This is a genomic window from Desulfomicrobium baculatum DSM 4028 (assembly GCF_000023225.1).
GTDB lineage: Bacteria > Desulfobacterota > Desulfovibrionia > Desulfovibrionales > Desulfomicrobiaceae > Desulfomicrobium > Desulfomicrobium baculatum.
In genome coordinates this window covers 127437-151419 of record NC_013173.1, presented here as the reverse complement: position 1 = coordinate 151419, position 23983 = coordinate 127437, and the positions used below count along the sequence as shown (strand labels likewise).

Below are 23983 nucleotides of genomic sequence, written 5' to 3'. Positions count from 1 at the left end.
ACAATGCTCACTTCCATGCACCGTTACCTGCGCTGCCCGGCCTGTTATGGCGCGCTGGCACTGGACATTTTCGACAAAACCACCGCCGGCATTCGCGAAGGGTTGCTCACCTGCGGCGCCTGCGGCACCGTTTACCCCATCGCCCAGCATATTCCACGCATGGTTCCCACCTACCTGTTCGACGCCTCGGACTTCTGCCGCAGGCACTCGATCGCACCGGAGAAGCTACTCCACTGCTGGCCAGGTGAGATACGCGAAATTTCAGATATCCAGAAACACACCCAGGACAACTTCGGACACGAATGGGAATACTACTCGCGCCTTGGATGGACGGAAGAAACGGGTAGCGATGCGAGTCACGTCGCCGAGTCGTTGCGCTGGTTCCACGAAAAATCACTGCTCGGCCGGGACGATGTGGCCGACAAACTGACTCTGGACGCGGGTTGTGGCAATGGACGTTTCTCGCGCGCGGCGTTCGACGCAGACGCCATAGTGGTCTCCATGGACCTCACCCGCGCCTCCGACGTGGCCTTCGCCAACTTGCGTGAATACGGCAAGGTGGCGCAAGTGGTACAAGGCGACATTCTGCACCCACCCTTCCAACAGGGATACTTCGACGTGGTGTTCACCATCGGAGTCATCCAGCACACCGGCGCACCGCTCGACGCGGCGGCCAACTTGGCCCGACTGGTGAAGCCAGGTGGCCTGTTCTCAGTGCGGGCCTACCAGCGCGGAAATGACCGTATGGAAGAGAATGACGCAGCCATCCGCCGAGTTACCACTACCTTCAGCTTGGCGGAACTGCACGAATTCTCCGACATCCTCGCCCAACTCACCGGCTTTCTGGTACGCAAGGGTCTGTACGCTGACGTGGCCCGGCACATTTGCCTTTTTCCCAAACGATACGATATTTTCGACTGGTACTCCGCGCCTGTAGCAGCGAAGCTCACCTATGATGAACTTCGCGACGTCTTTGCCAAAACCGGGATGCTGCCCATCCGCGACATCGACGACGGCAGTTCCCCCCAGGACCGCGCATTCAGCGCCATATCTATCGTTGGCCGCAAGCGCATGAGCACCTCGGGAGGTCAGTGATGATACCGCAGCAGCAAGCTACTTCGCAGAAAGACAGTTGGCAGTCCAACCGCGAGGAATTGATGCGGCAGGACGCCGAGCGATACCGACAGGAGAGCCTGAGAACAGCCATCGTCAGTTATCCTCCCCGCTGGGCCACTGTGGCCATCGGTAGTGCATGCACCAACCGCTGCACGTTCTGCTCGTACCATTCGCACGACGCACGAAATGGAAAATCCAATGTGTACAACCTGAAGTACAAGATGAGCGTGGAACGGTTCCGCCAGCATGTAGACTTCTTCCACGCCGGGCGGGTGCCGCATGTGCACATCTGCGCAACAGGTGAACCGTTTCTTCATGACGGCATCATGGACATGATCGACTACGTTGCCGAACGCTACGGCAAAGCCTCGTTCCAGTCGAACTTCAACTCCTCGGTCATGGAACGCGGCAACTATCTGCGCAAGATTCTAGAACGAAAGGATGTGATCTCCTACATCGTCACCGATTTGCACGCCGGAGACGAAGGAGTGTTCGACAGCATCAAGAAAGGGAGTTCACTCAAGGATCTGCTGGCCACGCTGCGGATCTTCTCGAACCACGGCATACGCATCATCGGCTCGTGCATCCTGTCACGAGGCAACTACAAGGCCATCCCCAAGATTATCGACGTGCTATCAACCCACCGCATCAAAATGCAATTGAACGTGGTGGGTCTATTCCCACATATGTTCAACAATTTCACAGCAATCGACAATGTTTATCACAAAGCCGACGTGGAGATCACGAAGAGTCTTGAACATATGCGCCGCATGGGTGAGAAATGCGGAATCACCGTGCAGCTACCAACGCCCTTCGACGATCCGGGCGGCAAGTGCACCGTCTTCTGGGAAAAAATCCAGATTTGGCCGGTTAAAGGCATAGACCCGGCCCGATACGACGAAAACCTAATTCCGCACGCCTGCAACGCGGTGGTGCTCGGTGACATCAACACCCTAGGATATGCCTCCGACTTCCCAACCGTGATGGACTTTTGGAACAACGACGTCCTTGTGGCCATCCGTCGTAAGATCCTGTCCGGCGAGCAGCCCGACCGGTTCTGCTGGTCGTGCCCCGGAGGAGTAGCCTTGCAACGCGCATCGAATCCGATCCTCACGACACCTTGACACCCGCTTTGCATGTGGCGACGCTTAAGGACCGTAGCGGTACTAAGGTCGCGGGCGGCATCACAGAAGGTTTCCGGACGGATGGTGACAAAAAGCATCCCCTCATTGCTGATTGCTTGCCGCAACGAACCCAACACTGCCAAATGACAGTCTTCCGACAAGCGCGTCAGGACCGAAAAAGAATAGATGAGATCGAACTTTTGGCCAAGCACGGGCGGCCCTGAGGGCACCTCTTCGCACAGTGAAAAGCTGCCGGGCAGGCCAAAATCTGTGCACAGACTCAAGGAACCGGACCAAGCATCCACTCAATGTAGCTGCGACGCCGGAAAAAACTTATACATTAAGCGCATCAGGCGCCCCCAACCACAGCCGTAATCCAGCACCTGCTGCGTGCTCCAAGGCGTGCCGCGATATAGCAACTACGTACGCTGCATACTCTTCACGAAGGCGCAGCTCTGCGCCATGAGTGTATGACCACAAACGCCTGCCAGAGTTGCTGAATGTCATCGGGCGGCATAACGGGCAATAGCCGATCGACTTTTGGAAAACAGGAGGGAGGGCGATTGATGGGTAACTGACCGAACACGTCCAGCGGTAGCGACCGGAACAGGTGCGGTATCTCGCTCTCAGGGGTGATATCCGCCACCCTCTCGATAGTCCCAGCATACGTGTCAACCGTTCGCCATCCAAGTACATAAGATCGTTCATACCACTCCTCTCTTTACCACAGTCGCGACCTGGGCAATTTCCTGCCGTCGTAACCGGTAGTACATGCGCACATAATTCTCGAAGCCCATCATCCGTCCGTTAACCAAATATCGAGAGGCAGCACGCACGAAACGCAGCCCCAGACGGTGGGCTAGCCCCGGATGTATAGGCACCATTTCCTTCTGCCCACAGTCCTGCCCCCGCAACGCTTCGTCTGGCAAACCGGGAAGTCCCAGCCGGGCCAGTAGCTGATCAGCCATATAACGAAACACTGCTTTGGAAGGATGATTAAACATATAGAACAGCATTTCGTTGCGGTAACGTTCGCGCAAAAAAGGTGCCACGGATATGCCATCCGCCCGCCGATCCAGGTCGTCCCAGTAAGAGAAGGTTTCGGCCACGGCGGCATCCACGTTCAACACTTGATCTATATGCAGAGAACTGTATAACCGCACCACCTCGTCCTCGTCCAAGCCGCAGTCCACCAGCATATCCAGTGCTTCGCTACGGTAAGGAATTAGCCCATACCGTCTAGCGTGAGACACGCCCAAAGGGGTCCATGTGCGGTAATGCAACAGCCAATAGAGATTGGACGTAACATACGGTAGTTCGACACGGAGCGCACCCCGCTGCAGCTTGCTCAGCAACTGCGCCACTGCAGCCCGCCCCGCCTCGTTACTCACAGCGTGGTAGATAAGCAAATCACACCTATCCAACGCTTCATCTGGTATATTTGGTGGCTGAAAGACACCCGGTTGTCCATAATTACGATAAACATCGACAGCATAGCCACGCAAGCCGGGGGATGCGCGCAAAAATTTGGCAAGGTACTCACCTTGGCAAGTAGCGTAAATGATAATGCGTGGCTCCATGGTTACCCCCTACCCAGAATTGAACAACCGAATGAAACTATCCACGGGTAGCAAAATTGACAATTGGCACACTTCTCGCAAAAAAAATAGCAACATCATTTTCTGTCTGCCTGGATGGTTATCGGGTTGATTTTGCCGTGTCGATCACTGATCGCCTATTAAATCTGAGCGACATGACCAATGTTGCCTCCTTGGTATTCGTTTGATATCAGTGATGAGCATTGCAAACCCCTCTGACTTCCTGTGGACACAAATCATTTCATATTATACAGGCAAAATATTTACATACACATGTTTTAATAAAATATTAACACCGCATATTGAAATGCGCAATGACATTAAAATCGTTAAATGGAAAATAAAATGCAAAAAGATTATTTAAAAAATATCAATCTGACCATCGTTAGCAATTACTTACCACGATTTGACGTTGGATCATCGAATACTCGTATTTATCATATAGTAAAATTACTTTCAAATATGGGAATATATATTACTTACATTTATTTTTATACGTCTCTCGATGATACACGATACATTAAATCGATACCAGAAGTAAACACTATACGACTAAACGGCAGTCCCCATGAACACGTTCAAAATATTCTCGCCTCGAAACCGGACATCCTTTGGTTAACGAACCTTTGGACTCCTATTTTTTTCGAATCCATGTCGCAGTTGATGAACAACGTGCGCAATCGACGACCTGAAGTTAAAATCATTCTTGATACTATGGATTTGCATGCAAAAAAATATCACCGCCGATACGCAATCACCCGATCACCTGACGATTTATTTACAGCAAAAAAATTTCTTGATTTAGAAAAAACAAATTATCCGAATGCTGATGCGGTAGTTGTAGTGACCGAAGATGAAAAAAATGACATTTTGGGGTTAAAATTGGACTCCCCTTCTATTTATGTAATTCCGAATATTCACCAAATATCAACTGTGAATACTTCTTATGATCAACGCGGCGATCTAGTATATCTCGGCAATTTTAACATCAACCATAACATTGATGCTGTTTTACACTTCGTGAAAGTAATCTTTCCATACGTCTCCAAAAAGTATCCTAAACTTCGGTTACATATTCTAGGCCGAGAGGCTGACACTAAACTTAGTCAATTAGCTGGCCCAACTATATGCGTTCATGGGTTTGTCCATGACTTAGAAAAGGCTCTGGCGCAATTTCGTGTTTTCATCTGCCCCATGACCTACGGAGCCGGAATGAAGGGCAAACTCGGGGAGGCTATGGCTAACGGCCTCCCTATTGTGGCAACAACCATTGGGGCAGAGGGATTTGATCTAATTGATGGAGAAAATTGCTTTATCGCGGATTTTCCAGAAGAGTTTGCACAAAAAACAATCCAACTTTATGAAAATGAAATCCTATGGAATAATTTCAGCACTAACTGCAGAAATTTAATTCAACAAAATTTCTCCTATGAACCGGTTGCAAAACTACTCCGAGAATTAATATTTTCATTTAAGCCAGCAAGCATCTTATTGACCCACGAACAGGCGGGGAAAGATTTTGAAAACAAACCTCCCAATAAGAACATTTTAACAAGCAATAGCTTCACAACTGTCCATAAAATTGAAAGCTATCTTTCAAGCATTAACTGGCTACATAAGCTTTTCGACTACTCTTCACATTTTGACTACGCAGAAATTATTAATGATAATAAAATACCAGCAGTTTCTGTTATCATCATCTCATGGCGCCTTCATCCTGATACCACAAACTGCCTACAAATCCTGAAAAAACAACGTACCCAACCCTTTGAGATTATTTTTGTCGATAACGGCTCCGATCTTGGGATATTTGATGCTTTGAAACCCAATATCGATACTTACGTACGTCTTAACAGCAATTCTGGAGCCTATTTAGCACGTAATATAGGAAGCATTTTCGCTAAATCTCCAATACTTTTTTTTCTAGACGATGATGCAATTCCTGCAGACAATATTATCGATAGCCATTTAAGCTGCTATACAAAGTTCGATGTTATCGCTGTACGCGGAGTTTGCAAGCCAAAAACAAACAACCCCCTTAACCAACAAGCGAAACATTACTACCTAGGACCAAAGCCCTTCCCAATTTATGCTGATATTGAAGGAAACACATCGTATCTTGCCTCAGCATTTTTCAAGGCTGACGGCTGGGATGATGCAATCAGATTTGGAGGAGGAGGAGTCGATTTATCACGACGCCTTCTCGAAATTGAGCCTGATATGCGAAAGCAGATTTACAGCCCTGATCCGATTATATTCCATGACTTTGCATCGGATCAAAGCCATCTTGAAATGAAGCGAGAAAAGCAACGGCAATCAAGAGCACGTCTTAAAAAGAAACATCCTGATTATAACGAATTCATTGAAAGCTGGAAACATTTTCGCAACAATGAAGAAGTCCTCCTCCTAAAATCTGGGGCAAGTTTCGTTAGAACTCCAAACGCAAACTATCGCAAAATAAAATCTAGCAAAGTAATTGAAAATCCATTAATTTCTATTTGTATACCAACCTATAATAGAGAAAATTTTATTTCATCAGCTATAAAATCAGCTGCAAATCAGTCATATAAAAATTGTGAAATTATTGTTGTAGATGATGGATCTACAGACAACACAAGAGATATCGTTCTTAGTTATGGAATAAAAAACTTAAAGTACATTCAAAAAGAACATACAAGCGCACCGGACACTCGTAACAGATGCATTTTCGAATCAAGTGGTGATTTTATTTTATGGCTTGATAGCGACGATTTTATATCTTCCAAAATTATCGAAGAGTATGTCAATTTAATGGATTCATTTAGTGATGTAGATATATTTTATTCAAATCATTTTTGTATCGATGAAAAAGGTTATGTCTTAAAGCAATACTCACATATAGATTGGCATAATAAAAATGATGAAATGCTTCGAAGATTTATGACCAAAAATCCACTCCCTAACCTTGGAACACTCGTACGTAAAAGTATATATTCAGAAATAGGCGAATACGACATCAATTTTCTTCGAGCACACGATATGGAATTTTGGAGTAGAGTTGCTCTTGCAGGAAAATTTACTTGCAAACATGTTGATAAATACCTTAATTATATTAGATTTCACAATAACAACATTACAGGGATTAAAAATCCAATCAAAACTGATTTTAGTTATGAAGCTAAAATTACAAATAATATTTTAGAAAAAACAAAAATAGAAAATTTATTTAACAATTTAAATTGGAAAAACGAAAAACTCATCGCTTTTCAAACTGCTTATTTAAAAATTATTGATCGATTTATTGAAATTTACGCACTCAATGATGCCTTATTAACATGTGAGAAATACTTAATAAACGATCATAGCAACAGCTCTCTATTAAAAAAGAAAAAATATATTCTCGAACTAATGAATGACTTTCAAAGTCATCACGCTATATTTTCGCAAATCATGAAAAAAACCCAAACCCGGTACATAGACGAATATTTTAATTTTGTTAAATCAATGAATATTCAAGGTACAGAAAAAAATCATAATTTTGAATTGAATGACTCTGACATAATTACCTTATTAACAAAACATGCCAAAAAATATTTTGCCCTTAAAAATTATAACATATCTTTATATCTATATTTAGCTTTATCACATTTTGACCCAGTAAATTCAAACCTGCTCAAAATTATTTCAATGCACTACTTGATGCTTGGTGATCCTATAAATGCAATGCATTATATCTCTCAAGCCAGCACTCTTTCCCCTTCAGATAAAGAGATTGCAGACCTGCTTTTTCAGACAAAAAAATGCATTACTTTAAGAAGCAAAGTAGCCATACCATAAACATTTATACATTATGCTATATTCAATCTGGATTAATCTATGAGCATCGATTTTATTGTTTGGGAAAGACATCATTTTGATCACTTAAAGCCTATATGGCAATCAATTCCTGACAATTTGAAGGGAACTTTTTTCATTATTACTCAGCATGACAATTCTCGTGATTTTACTGATCTCAACAGGATAAAAAACAAACATATCGCTAAATCATTTATAGAAATTGAGGATACAATACTTTCATCTCAGAATCCACTTGTTTTGGCTACTTTTTATAAAGTTGATTTTTTGTTAGGTATTAACAGGCCAATGGTTTATGTTGAGCACGGTGCAGGGCAAACATATATTGATTCGCCGCTATATTATTTTGAAAGAAAAAATATTTTACTTGATATCCTTCCAAGCAAGAGGCTTCTTGAAATATTTCAATTACGCTATCCCTATTCTGTTAAACGCGCCGTTGGATGCCCCGCTTTGGATAAATGGCACGCAGAACCAATTTTTCTTTCTAATCCTACTCCAAATATAGCCTTATCTTTTCATTTTGATAGAAAGACACTGCCTGAAACCAGATCAGCATACCTTTATTTTAAATCAGCAATCAAAGCACTTGGACTGCAAAATCGTTGGAAGATATTAGGACACGGACACCCTCGAATCATCGACCAATTATCTCCGATATACGCCGAATACAAAATTGAAATTGTTCGTAATTTCGATAATATTATGAACAGGGCTGACATCTATATTTGCGACAATTCGTCGACACTTTTTGAATTCGCGTCCACGGATCGACCGGTGGTAGTCCTCAATGCCCCCTGGTACAGGCGAGACATAGAACACGGCCTACGCTTCTGGGAACACGCGGATGTCGGCGTCAATTGTGATCATCCCGACGACCTGCTTGATGCGATTGAATTAGCCCTAGCTGATCTGCCGGAACAACAAGCAAAGCGTAACAAAGCCGTAAAGGCCGTCTATGAGTATACTGACGGCAGTGCTTCTCAAAGAGCAGCCAATGCAATTGTGGAGTTCGCTTCTTCCTGGGAATCAAATCCAGGATTCCTTTATCCAGGCACAACCGAAAAAGGGATCCGTACATTTTTATCTCATTCGCGTATCTTGCCGGAGACACTGGCTTTCAAGTGCGAGTTTCACAAGAAAGAAATTCTAAAAGCGATCTCTTTAATCAATGAGTCCAATCCTCTTCATATCGCCGATATTGAATTTCACTTTTGGGCGCTGGCCCTTTTTCTTTGTAAACTCGGCAAAAACGCCGAGGCCAAGAAAATTTGCACGGATTTTTACCTTTCTTTTGGCGGGTCTGAAATACTGAGCACGGTGTTCAGACAGGTGCTGCTAGCTCCGTCTCAGAGTAAACCAAATGACACCAGAGCTCCAATCGTCAGCGTCGTTATCCCGTTGTACAACCAAGGTCTGTTTTTAAAAGAATCCGTTATGAGCGTTGTCAACCAATCCTATTCAAACTGGGAGCTGATTATTGTTAACGACGGATCAACTGACGATTCTCTTGAAACTGCTCAAAACCTGGCTCAAAGATACTCGGATCAACCCATAACTATTTTAGACCAAACCAATAAAGGCAAAGGTTGTACGAGAAATAGAGGGGTCTCTGAATCGATTGGAAGATATGTCTGTATTCTGGATGCAGATGATATGCTGGGATCAACATATTTAGAAGAAGCAGTCTCCTGCCTTGAACAGAATCCCGAGGCAGGATGGATCACTCCAATTACACTACAGTTTGGAAGAGTTCATCATATTTTTTATCATTTCGATTTTGACCTGAAGGAGATGCTCACTGTCTGCCCTTCTCCTATCACTTCGATTTTCCGGCGCGAGCTTTGGGACGAAGTTGAAGGTTTTGATGAGACCATGACTGACCGAGAGGATTGGGAGTTTTGGATAAAGGCGGCAGAATCCGGCTGGTCCAGTCTCCATACAGAGACTCCGCAATTCATGTACCGAATCCAAGAGAAACGTTTCGGTGAACGGTCCGACGTAAACATCAATTCAAAACTGGAAATCATCCAAAGGCATCCTTGGTGGTTTAAGAGCATGTCTCGTGAACAGTTACTCTCACTGTGCGGTCAGTTCTCAACATGCAATTTCACGCCTGAGATTCTGAACGCGCCCAATGTCCAAAAGATGACCGATCTCCCAAAAAACAGACCCATTCGAAAGCGTCTTTTTAAGCAGATCAAAGATTGTTGGATGGCTCAAAACAGCCTCGCTCCCCAACCCGTAGTCAATTCCAAAGCAACATCATTGCTGCGTCTTGCCGCGCATTATGCCGAAAAAGGGGACCTCAAAAAAGCAGAACGGTACAGAGAAGCTGCACTCAAAGCAAAATAACTGTCCACTAAGCCCAGAGCTAAATTCTACGCGCGCTCATATGGGTACCAATCTTGCTTAAGATTCCCAACAAATGAGGTCCTTCATGAAAGCAGTCATCCTCGCCGCGGGCGTCGGCAGTCGGCTCGGCAGGCCGTTTCCCAAATGCCTGTCCATGCTTCCCACTGGAGAGCGCATTCTCGGGCGGCAGATCCGGATTTTTCGCCAGTTCGGGATCAACGAGATCTTCGTGGTCGTGGGGTTCAAGAAGAACCTGATCATGGAGGAGTTTCCCGACGTCTATTACCGCTACAACCCCATCTACTACATCACCAACACCTCCAAGAGCCTGTGCTGCGCACTGGAATTTCTGGATGACGACGTCATCTGGTGCAATGGAGACGTGGTCTTCGACGAGGGCGTGATCCGGGAGATGGCGGCTCATGCGGGCAATGCCGTGGCCGTGGACCGCAAGAAATGCGGCGAGGAAGAGGTCAAGTACCGGGCAGACCAGAACGGACTGATCCTTGAAATTTCAAAAAAGGTCGCCGCGCCCGAGGGTGAAGCCGTGGGCGTGAACCGCATTCAAAAAAATGACATCCCGGTCTTCCTGCAGGCTTTGGCCCGGTGCAAGGAACAGGATTATTTCGAAATGGGCGTGGAAATGCTCATCAAGCAGGGCGTCGATTTTTCCGCCGTGGATATCTCCGCCTACCGCTGCATCGAGGTCGATTTCGAGGAAGACTTGAAGCAGGCGCTGAGCATGTTCGCCGAGTAGACCCTGCCTGCCCCCGAAATGCGCCAAGCCGCCGCACAGGGCCTGGGCGACAATCTCAATCCCATAACTTGAAAACGCATGAATTATCTGAGTGTCTGCTGCATCGCCAAGAACGAGCATCCGTTCATCAAAGAATGGATCAACCATCATCTGCTGGTGGGCGCCGAGAAAATCATCATTTTCGATAATGACAGTTCTCCCAGCCTGAAAAACTCAGTCCAAGAGTATATCGATCACGGAATCGTGGATTTCTTTGAGATCACGGGCAAAGAGCAGCAGATGGCAGCCTACGACCGCTGCCTGCGTGAATATGAAAAAAAATCGAAATGGATTGCCTTCATCGATGTCGATGAGTTCATCGTCCCGAAACAATCCGAAGACGTTCGATTGATTCTGACCGACTATGAAGATTTCGGCGGACTCGGAGTGCACTGGGTCGAATTCGGATCTTCAGGATACCTGACCAGGCCACCGCAGATGCAGCTGCAAAGTTACGTACAGCGTTTCCCCTTGGACTATCCGAAAAATATGCACATCAAATCCATCGTGCAGCCCGGGAGAGTGAAAGGTTCCTGCGACCCGCACAGATTCATCTATAACGAACCCTGGTTCTGCGTTGACGAAAACTGCTTTCCACTGGCGGAATCCCAAGGCCCTTTCACGGCAAAGAGCATCCAGCTCAACCACTACTATTACAGATCACACGAAGATTATTGCAAAAAAATAGAACGAGGCAGAGCCGATCGTTCCGACGAAGCCGGAAAAAGAAAGCACGACGCATTCTTCCAGCAACTGGACAAGGCGACTGTTCATGACGACTTCGCACAAAAATTTGCAAATAAATCAGAACAATTTCTGGATGATTTTGAATTCGTGAAACGCCTGATCAAAGACAGAAATGACGAAAAGAGTCAGACGAAAGCATATTACGACATGGTTTTAAAAAATATTTATCTAGGAAAAACAGACCTCGCAAAACATCTTGTCAAAAAAATATGTATAAACGAACATAAAAAAGAAATCATAGACTACATAAATTTTGAAATTTGCAAAAAGAATAAAAATGATAAGGAAGCTTTAAAATATTTGCATAGACTATTTCAAAGACAAACTGATTACAGCTCGTGCATTGATTATGCTGAATTTAAAATATCAATGAAGCAAACTGATGACGCAAAAAATATGATAAAGTACATTCAATCAAAATTTCATGACATTTTAAAGAATGACAAAGACAAATCGGAATACATCAAAAATCTTGCTGCCGAAACAGGAACTCCCTAAAATTGATGATAATGCCCACGCAACCTTACAGAGTATCCATCATAATCCCGGTCTTCAACCAATGGGAATTCACCTCAAAGTGCCTGTGTTCGCTTCACAGACATACTTCAGAGATCATCGAGGTGGTCGTTGTCGACAATGCCTCGACGGATCAAACCCGCGAAGAGCTTGATGCTTTGGGGGCATCACTTTGGGGCGATTCTTTCCGGGCGATCCATTGCGATCGCAATCATGGCTTTGCCCATGCCTGCAACCTCGGCGCAAAGATTGCGTCCTCCCCAACGCTCTTTTTCCTGAACAACGACACCGAGTTGACCCCGAACTGGCTCCCGCCACTCCTTCAAGCCCAAAGCGAAGACGCAAGCCTGGGCGGCGTCGGCCCGTTGCTTCTGTATCCGGGAAGCAATCTGGTCCAGCATCTGGGGATTGCCTTTCTTCCAGGAGCGCAGGCCGAGCATCTCTACGAGTACTTTCCAGCAAAGCACCCGGTGATCTTTGAGCACAGACATCCAAAAGCAATCACCGCCGCGGCCCTGTGCATGTCCAAAAAAGTCTTCATGGACGCCGGCGGTTTTTTCGAAGGGTACCAGAACGGCTGCGAAGATATCGATTTGTGCCTTACCCTTGGCGCGCAGGGATATCGTTTTCGCTGTGTTCCCGAGAGCGTTGTCTACCATCACACCAGTCAGACTGTAGGCCGGTTCGACAACGACCAGCCGAATTCCGCGCTGCTGTTGTCCAGGCATGAGCGCAGCCTCACTCCGGACCTCCACCGCCATGTCGTGCAAGACGGGTACGACATCCGGCTCAATGAATGGCTCCTGGCCTCTGTGTGCCTCTCCGCGACGCGCTCGGCAGAGCTTGTCGCCCTGGCAGATGGCGGCAATCCCCGTCTCTGCCTCGACATGCTTGACCAGGAACCCCTCTGGGAAGAAGGCTATGACCTTCTGGCCGGATGGCTCGATGCACGCCAATCATTTCAGGAAGCCCTGCATATCCGAACCCTGGCGGCACATTTCCATCCGAGCAAGATGCGCTACATCCAGATGCTCAAAGCGGCCCAGAAAGCAGGCAAACCAGAACTGGCGCAGCATGCGCTGGAAAAGCTTGAAAAGATCGCCACGGAATCCAAGGACCTGCACCGCAAGGCTATTCGTCGCGTGCAATGGGCGAAATCTTCGGGCGAACCGTTTTGGGAAAAACTCTACATGGGCTGGCTTTCACGCCACGAGCGCTGAAAGCTCGCGGACGGCAAGGAAATATGAGCGATCTGAAAAAAATTCTTTTTTACGTCGAACGCAGCCTGCACCTGCCATTCCTTGAGCCCATCGAGGAGTATCTGAGTCGGAACGGATTGGCGGTCACCGCTTTTTCCGCGCCCGATTTCTTCCCGGGAACCCCGGAAATTCCACAATGGGGCCTGCCCGAAGCGCAGATTCGAAGGCTCGAACAAAAAGCCCCCTTTTACGCCAATCTGGAAGATTTCGAACCGGACGTGACCATTGTGGCCGATGCCTGCCATTTTCGCATCCCCCAGATCAGAAATGTGATCAATGTCGGACACGGCATGATCTGCAAAGGCGCCTTTTACACGGATTCCGAGATAACACGGCGCGAGAACCTCTCGCAGCTGCTTCTCGTGCCTGGCCCGCTGCACCGCCGCAGGCTCCTGGACAATGTCTTCATCCCCATCCGTTTAACGGGTTTCATCAAATCGGATCAGCTTTTCGGGCAGCAGGTCCAGACCAGGGAACAATTCTGTGAGCGCCTGGGCATCGACCCTTCCAAACGGATCGTGCTCTTCGCCCCGACCTACAATCCGGAACTCTCCGCCATCCACTGCCTGCAGGAAGGAATCCGCAAGGTCGCGGACAAGGACACGGTGCTGCTGATCAAGCTGCACAACATGACAGAGGACAGATTCAAAGAGTTGTACGCAAACATCGCCGCGTCCAACCACAGCATCTTCTACCTTGAAGACGCCGACTACTCCGGAATGATGCACGCGGCGGACCTCATGATCAGCGATGTGTCCTCGATCTTCATCGAATTTTTGCTGCTGGACAAGCCGGTCATTCTCTTCAACAACCCGCGGCTCAAAGAGTTCCCTCTCTACCGGGCCGAGGATATCGAGTACATGACCAGAGACGCCGCCGTGCTGGTCAATTCCCTGGAGGAGCTGCTCCAGGCTGTGCGCACTGAACTGGCGCAGCCACAGCGGCGCTCCGCGATCCGGAAACGTTACGCCATGGCCCTGGACCACGGACGCGACGGCCGGAGCGTCCAGCGAGCCGCCGAGGCCATCCTGGACTGGGTCCATGGCCGCAATCTTCCGGAAAAAAAAGACATGGACGTCATCCTCCTGGAAGACGACGACGCGAAACCCGAGATCATCCGCCAGGATATTGAGCGCCTGCGGACCAATGCGCCCGGACATCGATTGCGCATCAGCGTTTTTGGGGGACAAGAAAGTGGGGGAATCCTGGATGCGACGCACAGGCCAGGATCTTTCCATTGCAATGAACTCTACGCCTGCCTGCGCGGCAGCCAATCCCCTCTGACGGCGATCCTGCGGGGCGGGCTCGTGGTGCCTTTCGACTGGCCAAAATGGCTGGAAAATCATTTCCGGTGGAATCCCAAAACCGGAGTCGTGAAGGCCATGACCGAGCCCGTTCTGGCGACGCAATGCATGCAACAACTCAGCAACTCGCCAAGGCCAATAACCAACCCCGACGTTCTGCTCTTCGGGCTTCTGGTCACCGGCATCGGCCAATCCATAGCGGGCCTGCGTCTGCCATCGGATTGCGCCATGATCCACTCAGACCTGTACCCACACATCTCCGGCACGTTCCCCGCATCCAGCCCGACCGAATTCATCACAGCCCTGGGCCTTTTGGCTCAAAGCCATGAAATGCAGACGCGTCTGTCCATAGACTGCTACATGTATCAGGCCGACACCAAAGCCAGAATACTCGAACAGATCAAAACCCTGCGGCAACTGGGCCAGAACCGGGAAGCCACGAATTTGGCAGCCTCTCTGGATTGAGCAGAGACGATCAACCGAAATCTGTTCCTTCTGCGGCCATTTGCGCCAGAACGCTCCTGAAGTCCTTCCCGAAGCGCTCCGAAAGATATGCGGATTCCGCCTCTGCCGCCCTGGCCAAAAACCCGTCCACTTCACGCGCAGTGGAATGATAGCTGTGCCGGATGACCACCTGATGATCGACCACGCAGGCAAACCCAAGCTCCTCCGCCCTGCTCGAAAACCAGACATCCACCCCGTAGCCATACGGATTTCCCGCAAAATCGATACCCCCGGCCCGGCGCCAATAATCGACGCTGACCAACGGCGCGATCCCGTCCACATAGCGCACCTGCCTGTACTGCCCACTGGGCCGCTCCACCATCTGCGGATGATAGGGGTTGGCCGTCACCGCAGGGGAATACACGCCCACCGGGCCTGCCAAACGCTCAGCCCGCGCGAGCCGCTGGCGTACGCGGTCGATCAGGGGCGGTTTCGAGACGAAGAGTGCGTCGTTGTTCAAAAACCAGACATGAGACGCGCCCTGCCCCGCCAAAATTCCCATGACATGTTCAAACGCCCCGGCCCAGTAAAGATTCCGTTCCGCACGCAGCCACGCGCCGTCGTAAGGTTCGGGGCTTGCGTTGTCGAAGACCAGGATCTTCTCCCGCTGCGCGGGATCGGCCGCGAGCAACTGCTCATGCAGACGCCTGGTCCTCTCCACGGGGCCGTAATGCAGGATCAGGGTGAACAGGTTCATGCGGGGGTTCCGTACATCCGCTTCATGTTCACACAGATCGTTTCGATGCGGTGGGCGTAGGTGTGCTCCTGCTCGATACGTGCTCGCGCCCGCAGGGATATTTCCCGACGAGCGAAAGGGTTGGCCAGATAGTGGCGGACAAGGTCGCTGATCTCTTCAACTCCTTGATAGCAAACGACCTCCCGGCCCACCTCGAAGGCGCCGTCCAGCTGCGCGCGGTAGTCCGTGAGCAGAAACCCGCCGCTGGCCGGGACGTCAAAGACGCGTTGGTTGAGGGCTCCTTTCATCTGCATGCTGGTGGTGTTGAAATTGATCCTGGTCGAGCGATAGAAATCAGGCAGATCGGAGTAATAATGCAGCGGCCCGGTGTACGTCCACGATGCGTTGCCGAGCAGCGTCCGCCAATGTTCGTCACCGGCCACAACCGGCCCAAACGGCAGGAGCGCTTCCAGGCAATCACGCCTGTAAAGCTGGGTCGCCCTCCAATACACGAAGCTGTCCAGGGCGGCCCGTGACGCTGGATCGCAGCTTTCGCGCAGCGCTTTGACATTACGATTCTCTCTGGCAACAAATTCGGGCAGATCACGCACCGCGCTGGTCGCGAACTTTCCGGCAACATCCTCCCACAGCCCCCTCAGGGTGTCCGGTTGTCCAGAAAGTCTCCAGCATTTGTCCGTTGCGGCCTGCATGGAGTTGCCCACAAAGGCCACACCCCGCAAGGCGGGCGCGTCCGGAACAAATTCCAAGCGGCCCAGATCGGCGGCCAGGGGAAGATGAAAGATCTGCCCATGCCCCGCGTCCTCAAGAGGTTTGACTGCGTCGGCGTCCCATACGGCGTAGGCAAGGTAAGGATTATCCATATTGCGGTACTGCGGAAGAAAAAGATCAGGACGATCCACGAACCAGCTCAGCACGGGCAGCTCCCGCTGACGGCAGAACTCGCTGACCAGCCCTTCGCGGTCCAGCCCGAGATGATTCATGGTCAAAAGAAAATCAGGGAAAAATCTGTCCACCTCGCCGCGCAACGTCTCCTCAAGCTCTGTCGACGATGAAATCCCGCCCAGAAACAGATAGGCATGCTCCAAGCCCAGGGCCTGGCATCCGGCGATGAGTTCGGCCATGAGATAGTGCTTCGCCGAAATGAGCAGGATTCTTGGGCGGTTGGGCGTTGCGCGAGTCATCGGACCGTTTTGCCCTGCGGCAACGCAGCCACGATTTCGCCCAACTGGTCGTCAGTACCATACGTAGCGACAGTCTGGGCCATTTGAGCAAGAATAGCCGAACCCTGAGGCAGTGCTTGCACGGCACGCTCCAACCCCACCACAACCCCCAGCACATCCCCGTCCGCCGACCACCAGCCGTTGCCGCCCCAGGGCACATCGCGCAGCGCATAGCCATGCGGCGCATATCCGTGCGGCTCGACTTGGCGCATGTAATCCCAGCCGCCAAAGCCGGTGAAGCCCACGCACAGACAGCCGCAGGCCATGGCTTCAAGGGGCGGGAGCGGACAGCCCTCGGGGAATCCCGTGACCAGGAAAACATGACAGGAGCGCAGCGCCTCGGCCACACCAGGCCGGTCCAAGCCGTGGATCGGAATCCACTCCACTCCGGCTCGCGGGTTGCGCTCCTCGAAGATGCGTCGGATCTGCTCGGCCAGGGCCTTGTTCTTGCGCGGCATGAAGCCGATGCGAAGCGTTCCGCCGGGCTTGGACGCAGGGGGATGGAAAAGCCGCGTGTCCAGAGCCGGGCGGATGATCGGCGGTTGTTTGCCCAGGACCTGCTCCATATGCCAGGCCACGGGATCGGACACGGCCAGGAATTCCACGGGCAGGTCCCGCCAGTGTATCCCCGGTTCCAGGCCGTGAAAGAGATAGGACCAGTTCTGGCAGTAGACGATGGTCCGGCAGCCTCTCTTAAGGCCCAGCACCAGGGCGTTGGGCCAACCCTCAGGAACAACGTAGGTGTCCCCAGCCTTCATGGCAGCCTCGCCCGCCCGGACCCACGGCAGGCCCTGGCATTTGGCGGCGGGAGGACTTTCCCAATACAGGATGCCCCCAAGCGAGCCCAGGTCCTGCAACTGGCGGGCAATCTGCAAAAGCACCATGCACCCACCGGACATGGCCTTGAGAGGCGGATAGAAAATCCATGTTTTCATGAGCTGGGCCCCGAGTCAGTCCTGATGAGGGTCATGCCGCAAAGAAATAATGACACCATGCCCGCAGATCAGCAATAAAAAGGCCACGCAACACGCATGGCCTCAAAATGAATCCCCTTACCCAGGTCAAGGGGCGCGCCCCTTGCGGGGTGCGGGGCAGCGCCCCGCTCTTCCCTCGCCCCCTCTTCCCCTTCCTACGCCTCGTCCTTGGCCCGGATCTCGGCGCGCTTGATCTTGCCGCTGATGGTCTTGGGCAGCTCCTTCACGTAGTCGATGATGCGCGGGTATTTGTAGGGCGCAGTCACTTTCTTGACGTGGTCCTGCAGTTCCTTGGTCAGTTCCGGTGAAGGATCAAAGCCTGCGGCCAGGGTGACGGTGGCTTTGACGGCCTGACCCCGGTCGGGATCGGGCACGCCGGTCACGGCCGCTTCGACCACGGCGGGGTGGGTGATGAGAGCGCTCTCGACCTCGAAGGGTCCGATGCGGTAGCCGGAGCTCTTGATCAGGTCATCGATGCGGCCCAGGAACCAGAAGTAGCCGTCCTCGTCCATCCAGGCCTTGTCGCCGGTGCGGTAGAAGCCGCCGTGCATGACGCTTGCGGTCTTGGCCTCGTCCTGCAGGTAGCAACTGAAGAGGCCCATCGGACGGGTGGGCTCTATGCCGATGCAAATCTCCCCTTCCACGCCGGGAGGACAGGGCTCGTCGTTTTCGTCCAGGAGCCGGATGTCCCAGCCGGGGCAGGGTTTGCCGATGGACCCCGCTTTAGGTTTCATGAAGGGGAAGGTCGCGATCTGCAGGGTGGTTTCGGTCTGGCCGTAACCTTCGTATATGGGCATGCCCATCTTCTCCACCCAGGTCTCGAACACGCTGTCATTCAAAAGCTCGCCGGCGGTGGTGCAATGACGCAACGCTGAGAGGTCGTAGGCCGAAAGATCTTCGCGGATCAGGAACCGATAGACCGTGGGCGGCGCGCAGAAATTGGTGACCTTGTTCTCGGCGATGACTTTAAGCAGCCTGGCCGGCTCGAACTTGCCCCGGAAATCCCAGACGAAAACCACGCCCCCGGCCAGCCACTGTCCGTAGAACTTGCCCCATGTGGACTTGGCCCAGCCCGTGTCGGCCAGGGTCAGATGCAGATTCCCGGGCTCTATGTCGTGCCAGTAGGAACCTGTCATGACGTGCCCAAAGGGGTAGTTGAAATTGTGCAGCACCATCTTGGGGTGTCCGGTCGTGCCGGAAGAAAAGAAAATGGTCGCCGGATCCTCGCCGCAGGCCGCGTCGGCCGGGCGGGGGTAGGACGGGGAGGCGCCTGCCACGATCTGCGAGAAGCTGTGCCAATCGCCTTCCGCCTGCTCAAGACCCGCCAGCACCTGCACGGTCAGGGTCGGGCAGTCGAGCTTGGCCGCTTCCACGGTGGCACGCACGGACGTGTCGACGATGGCTCCCTTGATGGAGGCGAAATTGACCCGGTAGGTGATATCCTTGGCCGTCAGGAGCGCAGGCGACGGCACGCCCAGCGCGCCGAGCTTGTGCAGGGCGAGCATGACGGTCCAGAACTCCACCCGGCGGTGCAGGATGATCATGACCTTGTCGCCGCGCCCGATGCCGAGGTTCTGCAACGCTTCCGCCAGACGGCTCGACTGTTCGGAAAAATAGCCGAACGTGTATTCGCGGCGCACATCAGCGTCATCCACGTGGACCATGGCCAAGCGGGCCGGATCCGCCAAGGCGGCTACATCGACCATATCAAAGGCGAAATTGTACTTATCCGGGATATCCAGAGAAAAAGAGGCCTGAAACTCTTCATAAGACGAAGGGCGCAGTTTTGTATGCATGGGTGCTCCGCTGGTGTTGGATTGATTTTTCTGGGGGAGTGACTTGCGGGGGTGGAGCTTGCGGCCCGCCCCCTAGATAATCACGTCCAGAAATTCGGCCGGTTGGCCGTCCAGACCACGCAGGGCGTGAGGAGTACGCGAGGTGAAATACAGACTGTCGCCGGGCTCCATGACATGAACCGTGGAGCCGAGGGTGATTTCGAGCTTGCCGGAGAGGACATAGATGAATTCCTGGCCGGGGTGCTCGTTGAAGGTCAGGGAATTCGTGTCCTTGGGGGGAACTTTGACGACGAAGGGCTCCATCTTGCGGCCGACGAAGCGGTAGGCCAGGCTTTTGTAATCATAGTCCTTGCGCCGCTCCACGCTCATGCCCTTGCCCTTCTTGACCAGGGATGCGGTGTGCAGGTGCGCTTCCTTGCCGGACATGAGCACGGTCAGGTCGACCTGAAACGCCTGGGCCACGTTGAAAAGATAACTGACCGGGATCTCATGCTCTCCGGACTCGTAACCGAGGACATCGGCGGCCGTCACGCCCAGTTGCGCGGCCATATCCTCCTCGCTCAAGTCCATGGCATCCCGGAGCCCCCGCAAACGGGGCGCAATATCCTTATAGGCGGGTTGTTGCGCATCCATAGTCTGCTCCTTGTACTGAAAATGTATGAAAACAGGGGCAGAAATTACGGACTTCGCGTTCAAAAAGCAATGCGTAAGCGATAATCGAGTACGGGTTTATGCTCGCCGCCTAGACTTCGACAACGGAGTTTTCGCAGTTTCCATACTCGCTGTAGCAGTAGGAATCCGCGCTCCAGTCGTTCTCCCAGCGATCATCGTCGAGCAGATAGCGAAACTGGTATGTAGTGCCGCTGGGCAGGTCGATTGTCAGCTTGAAGGAGCCGTCTTTGAGCCTCTTCATGGGCAGCGTGTGCATGGCCCAGTCGTTGAATTCCCCCACCAGAAACGCCGTTTCGGCCCCACTTGCAGCGCCGGCCGGCAGATGAAAGGTGACCTTGCAAATGTTCTTTGTCTTCAGATATTTTTTTTCAATACTCATAGTATCCTCCATGTGTCTAAAAGATCTCCGTGCAGGGATGTGTAGACATCCATATACTTGCGCGCGGAGTTTTCCCAAGAAAAACGTGTTTGCATGGCGCTGACCTGAACTTCTCTCCAGGCATTGCGATCTTCCCAGACCTGCACCGCCTTGCGCACCGTGGCCAAAAGCGCCTCCGGCGTGGGGTCGGCGAAAATGAAACCATTGGCGCCGGAACCGGGATAGGGGGTGATGGTGTCCCGCAGGCCGCCCACCGCGGTGGCCACGGGCGGAGTGCCGTAGCTCAGGCTGTACATCTGCGTCAGGCCGCACGGCTCGTAACGTGACGGCATGAGAAAAATATCCGCCCCGGCCTGAATGAGATGCGACATCTCCTCCGTATAGCCGATGATCCCCACGATCCTGCCCGGATAGTCTTCCATGATGCTCATGAGCATGGCCTCGAACTCGGCGCGGCCCTCGCCCAGAACCACCAGCCCCACATCGAGCTTCATGAGTTCGGGGATGATCTCAAGCACAATGTCGATGCCCTTCTGGCCACGCAGGCGTCCGATGAAGCCCAAAAGCGGGCGCTCGGCCAAATCCGGCGACAACCCGAGCATGCCCATGAGATGCTTCTTGCAATTCTCCTTGCCTTCAGGCTTGTCCGCCGAATAGGTGCACTCCAGGACCTCGTCGTTTTCCGGGCTCCAGATGGAATAGTCCGCGCCGTTCAAAATCCCGATCAGGTCGGCCTTACGGCGGGTCAGGATGCCCTCCAGGCCGCACCCGAACTCCGGGGTCATGATCTCGGCGGCATAGCTGGGGCTGACCGTGGTGATCTTGTCGGCATAGGCGATGCCGGCCTTGAGCAGGTTGAAGCTGTTGTAGAACTCCACGCCTTCCATGTTCCAGGCATCGAGGGGCAGCCCTGATTGCTCGAAGAGCCGGTAGGAAAAACGCCCCTGATACGCCAGATTGTGGATGGACATGACCGTGCGCACACCCGCCCAGAAAGGATCGATACGCCGCCAGAAAGCCAGATAGGCCATGGCCAGGCCTGCGTGCCAGTCCTGGGCATGAACAATGCGCGCGCCCATGTCCATGTGCCGGATGGCGGCAAGGGCTGCACGGCAGAAAAAGATGAACCGCTCGCAGTTGTCGAAATAATCGCCTTTGTGCGTGCAATAGTACTGACGGCGATCAAAATACTCGCCGCGCTCTATGAAATAGACGGGCAGGCCGTGATAATCGGCCAGGTAGATGTCGGCCGTGGTGTCGGCCCAAGGGTAGCCCACCGGGCAATTCTCCTGCACCAGGTGGACAGGGTAATGTCCCGTGGACAGCCTGCCGTAGAAGGGCGTGATCACGGCCACCCGTACCCCCATGCGGGATAGGGTCAGGGGCAAAATCCCCATGACGTCAGCCAATCCTCCGGACTTGGAGAAAGGATAGATTTCGGAAGTCAGGAAAACAATATCGTGGGGCGGTGTGATCATGCGCTCCTGCTTATTTTCTTGGCAAAATCAGCAATGATTCTGCGGTGATCAAAGGCCATGTCAGTCGGCAATGCGTCAAGAGGGAAAAACCGGGCATTTTTGGCGTCGTCTCCTGCGCAAGGGATCTCATTGTCTTCGCACTGCGCCATGTACGCCACGCTCAGGGTATGAAAACGCGGGTCACGATCCGGATCGGAATAGACACCAAGCAGCCCGGTCAGACGCACGTCAAGGCCTGTCTCTTCCAGCGCCTCGCGAACGGCAGCCTGCTCGGCGCTTTCCCCGTAATCGATGAACCCGCCGGGTAGCGCCCATCCATGCGGCGGGTTGCGGCGCTCGATGAGCAATATCCCCTCTCCGGCGCGGTGAAGCACAATATCCACCGTTGGAAAGGGATTTCTCTGCGCCACCGTGGAGCCGCACTGTGAACAGGCGATGGTAAATGTCCGAATTTTGTGCATGGCATCCTCGTATCTTTCTTATGCCAATTCTCTTGAAACTTGCCTAGCACCATTTTTTCAGGACTTGAAGCAGGAAACTTCCTAACACAGAATCGTGACATAAGGCCTTAAAAGCCAACAATTTTGCGCCCCGATTCGTCCCCCTTCAAAACAAAGGCTTCCCCCTTGCTCACAGAAGCCATCATCCCCATAAAGGTAAATGTATACCCGTCAGAGTGACCTGTCTTCCCCGAGACAACCACAACAATAATACGCCCCGCCAGCACCTCAAGGACTGTTGTCGGCTTTTCGCAACAGATGCTCTTCTCTCTCCATGCGCAAGAGGCAACCACCCCGCCCTTCGGGCACCCCTCCTTGGCAGGTGGGGAGTTGGTGTGTCCGCTAAAGTGAAGATAGCTCACTTCGAGCGTTGTCTGACGGACCATTTCTCACAACGAAATTTCTTCATTTTCTCTCTCAATTTATCCTTGACGACAAAGTGAACGATCGTTAACTAAGCCCTCCATGGCAAAACGACTGACCACAATAATTCGCCGCGAGCAGATCGCCGAAGCGGCCCTGGCGCTGGTTGCCGACCAGGGTGTCGGGGCGCTGACCGCGCGCAACGTGGCCCGCGTCGTGGGCGTGACCGCTCCGGCCCTGTACAAGCATTTTCCCGGCGGCAAGGCCGACATCCTGGCCAGCGTCCTGGACCTGCTCGACGACGTCAAGACCGAAGGAATCCGTCAAGCACTCGAAGAACCGGGCCCGGCCCTGACCAAGCTGCGCCGCTGCTACGACCTGCACATCAGCGTGGTCGAACGTTACCGCGCGCTGCCCAATCTTGTGCTCTCGGACGCGCTGTGGAGCGACGAGACCCATCTGCGGGACAGGCTGCTTGCCAATCATCAGCGGCACCAGTCCGAGGTGGCCGGAATCATCCGCCAGGGACAGGCTGCCGGAGAAATTCGCGCCGATATCGATGCGGATCAGATATTCGTGCAGTTTCTGGGACAGTTCCTGACCATCGCCATCCTGTACAGCAGACGCGGCGACATGATCGACCCCAAAACCCAGGCCGAGGCCAACTGGAAAATGTTTGCCCAAGGCGTGGCCCCCTGATTTTTTTTTGCCATCAAAGTGAACACTTGTTCACATACAATTTTCAAAACCG

The 23983-nt window shown here is 52.0% G+C and carries 18 protein-coding genes; 9 read left to right on the top strand and 9 right to left on the bottom strand.

Annotation, left to right across the window (positions count from 1 at the left end):
• Positions 1–3: 3 nt before the first annotated feature.
• Both DBAC_RS00610 and DBAC_RS00605 read left to right on the top strand, forming a co-directional pair.
• Positions 4–1095, top strand: coding sequence for a methyltransferase domain-containing protein (locus tag DBAC_RS00610; RefSeq protein WP_012805335.1), 1092 nt, complete (start codon positions 4–6; stop codon positions 1093–1095).
• Positions 1095–2240 (top strand): radical SAM protein, encoded by a 1146-nt coding sequence (locus tag DBAC_RS00605; RefSeq protein WP_012805334.1) that lies wholly within the window; start codon positions 1095–1097, stop codon positions 2238–2240. The genes DBAC_RS00610 and DBAC_RS00605 overlap by 1 nt, the downstream gene beginning before the upstream one ends.
• Before the next feature lie 704 nt (positions 2241–2944).
• Here DBAC_RS00605 and DBAC_RS00600 read toward each other — a convergent pair.
• A complete protein-coding gene (locus DBAC_RS00600; RefSeq protein ID WP_012805333.1) occupies positions 2945–3820 on the bottom strand; it encodes a WcbI family polysaccharide biosynthesis putative acetyltransferase in 876 nt (291 codons plus the stop codon).
• Between the two features lie 363 nt (positions 3821–4183).
• Between DBAC_RS00600 and DBAC_RS00595 the strand changes: the two genes are divergently transcribed.
• The 6 genes from DBAC_RS00595 (at position 4184) to DBAC_RS00565 (ending at position 15114) form a co-directional block, all read left to right on the top strand.
• Positions 4184–7654: a glycosyltransferase gene (locus DBAC_RS00595; RefSeq protein WP_012805332.1), complete on the top strand. Its 3471-nt coding sequence runs from the start codon at positions 4184–4186 to the stop codon at positions 7652–7654.
• Between the two features lie 39 nt (positions 7655–7693).
• Positions 7694–10027, top strand: coding sequence for a glycosyltransferase (locus DBAC_RS00585; protein WP_012805331.1), 2334 nt, complete (start codon positions 7694–7696; stop codon positions 10025–10027).
• 85 nt (positions 10028–10112) lie between these two features.
• Complete coding sequence (locus DBAC_RS00580) at positions 10113–10784, top strand: phosphocholine cytidylyltransferase family protein (protein WP_012805330.1); 672 nt, start codon at positions 10113–10115, stop codon at positions 10782–10784.
• 78 nt (positions 10785–10862) lie between these two features.
• The gene (locus DBAC_RS17525; RefSeq protein WP_012805329.1) at positions 10863–12068 is read left to right on the top strand and encodes a glycosyltransferase family 2 protein; all 1206 of its coding nucleotides are present in this window, start codon (positions 10863–10865) and stop codon (positions 12066–12068) included.
• Positions 12069–12073: 5 nt separating this feature from the next.
• Positions 12074–13306: a glycosyltransferase family 2 protein gene (locus DBAC_RS00570; RefSeq protein WP_012805328.1), complete on the top strand. Its 1233-nt coding sequence runs from the start codon at positions 12074–12076 to the stop codon at positions 13304–13306.
• 23 nt (positions 13307–13329) lie between these two features.
• Entirely contained in the window at positions 13330–15114 is a 1785-nt protein-coding gene (locus DBAC_RS00565; RefSeq protein WP_012805327.1) for a CDP-glycerol--poly(glycerophosphate) glycerophosphotransferase, read from the top strand.
• A 10-nt stretch (positions 15115–15124) separates the two neighbouring features.
• On the opposite strand, the gene DBAC_RS00560 is transcribed toward DBAC_RS00565, so the two are convergent.
• The 8 genes from DBAC_RS00560 to DBAC_RS00525 form a co-directional block, all read right to left on the bottom strand.
• Positions 15125–15850, bottom strand: coding sequence for a glycosyltransferase family protein (locus DBAC_RS00560; protein WP_012805326.1), 726 nt, complete (start codon positions 15848–15850; stop codon positions 15125–15127).
• Positions 15847–17031 carry a CgeB family protein gene (locus DBAC_RS00555; protein WP_012805325.1) on the bottom strand — a complete coding sequence of 395 codons (1185 nt, stop codon included), beginning with the start codon at positions 17029–17031 and terminating at the stop codon, positions 15847–15849. Before DBAC_RS00555 ends, DBAC_RS00560 begins: the two co-directional genes overlap by 4 nt.
• Entirely contained in the window at positions 17028–18005 is a 978-nt protein-coding gene (locus DBAC_RS00550; protein ID WP_043810188.1) for a glycosyltransferase, read from the bottom strand. The genes DBAC_RS00555 and DBAC_RS00550 overlap by 4 nt, the downstream gene beginning before the upstream one ends.
• Positions 18006–18199: 194 nt before the next feature.
• Positions 18200–19840, bottom strand: coding sequence for an AMP-binding protein (locus DBAC_RS00545; protein WP_012805323.1), 1641 nt, complete (start codon positions 19838–19840; stop codon positions 18200–18202).
• Between the two features lie 72 nt (positions 19841–19912).
• Positions 19913–20473 carry a helix-turn-helix domain-containing protein gene (locus DBAC_RS00540; RefSeq protein ID WP_012805322.1) on the bottom strand — a complete coding sequence of 187 codons (561 nt, stop codon included), beginning with the start codon at positions 20471–20473 and terminating at the stop codon, positions 19913–19915.
• A gap of 109 nt (positions 20474–20582) precedes the next feature.
• Positions 20583–20891 carry an isoamylase early set domain-containing protein gene (locus DBAC_RS00535; RefSeq protein ID WP_012805321.1) on the bottom strand — a complete coding sequence of 103 codons (309 nt, stop codon included), beginning with the start codon at positions 20889–20891 and terminating at the stop codon, positions 20583–20585.
• Positions 20888–22369, bottom strand: coding sequence for a glycogen synthase GlgA (gene glgA / locus DBAC_RS00530; RefSeq protein ID WP_012805320.1), 1482 nt, complete (start codon positions 22367–22369; stop codon positions 20888–20890). The genes DBAC_RS00535 and glgA overlap by 4 nt, the downstream gene beginning before the upstream one ends.
• Entirely contained in the window at positions 22366–22830 is a 465-nt protein-coding gene (locus DBAC_RS00525) for an NUDIX domain-containing protein (protein ID WP_012805319.1), read from the bottom strand. The genes glgA and DBAC_RS00525 overlap by 4 nt, the downstream gene beginning before the upstream one ends.
• Before the next feature lie 504 nt (positions 22831–23334).
• On the opposite strand from DBAC_RS00525, the gene DBAC_RS00515 reads away from it, so the two are divergent.
• Entirely contained in the window at positions 23335–23931 is a 597-nt protein-coding gene (locus DBAC_RS00515) for a TetR/AcrR family transcriptional regulator (RefSeq protein ID WP_012805318.1), read from the top strand.
• The last annotated feature ends 52 nt before the right edge of the window (positions 23932–23983 follow it).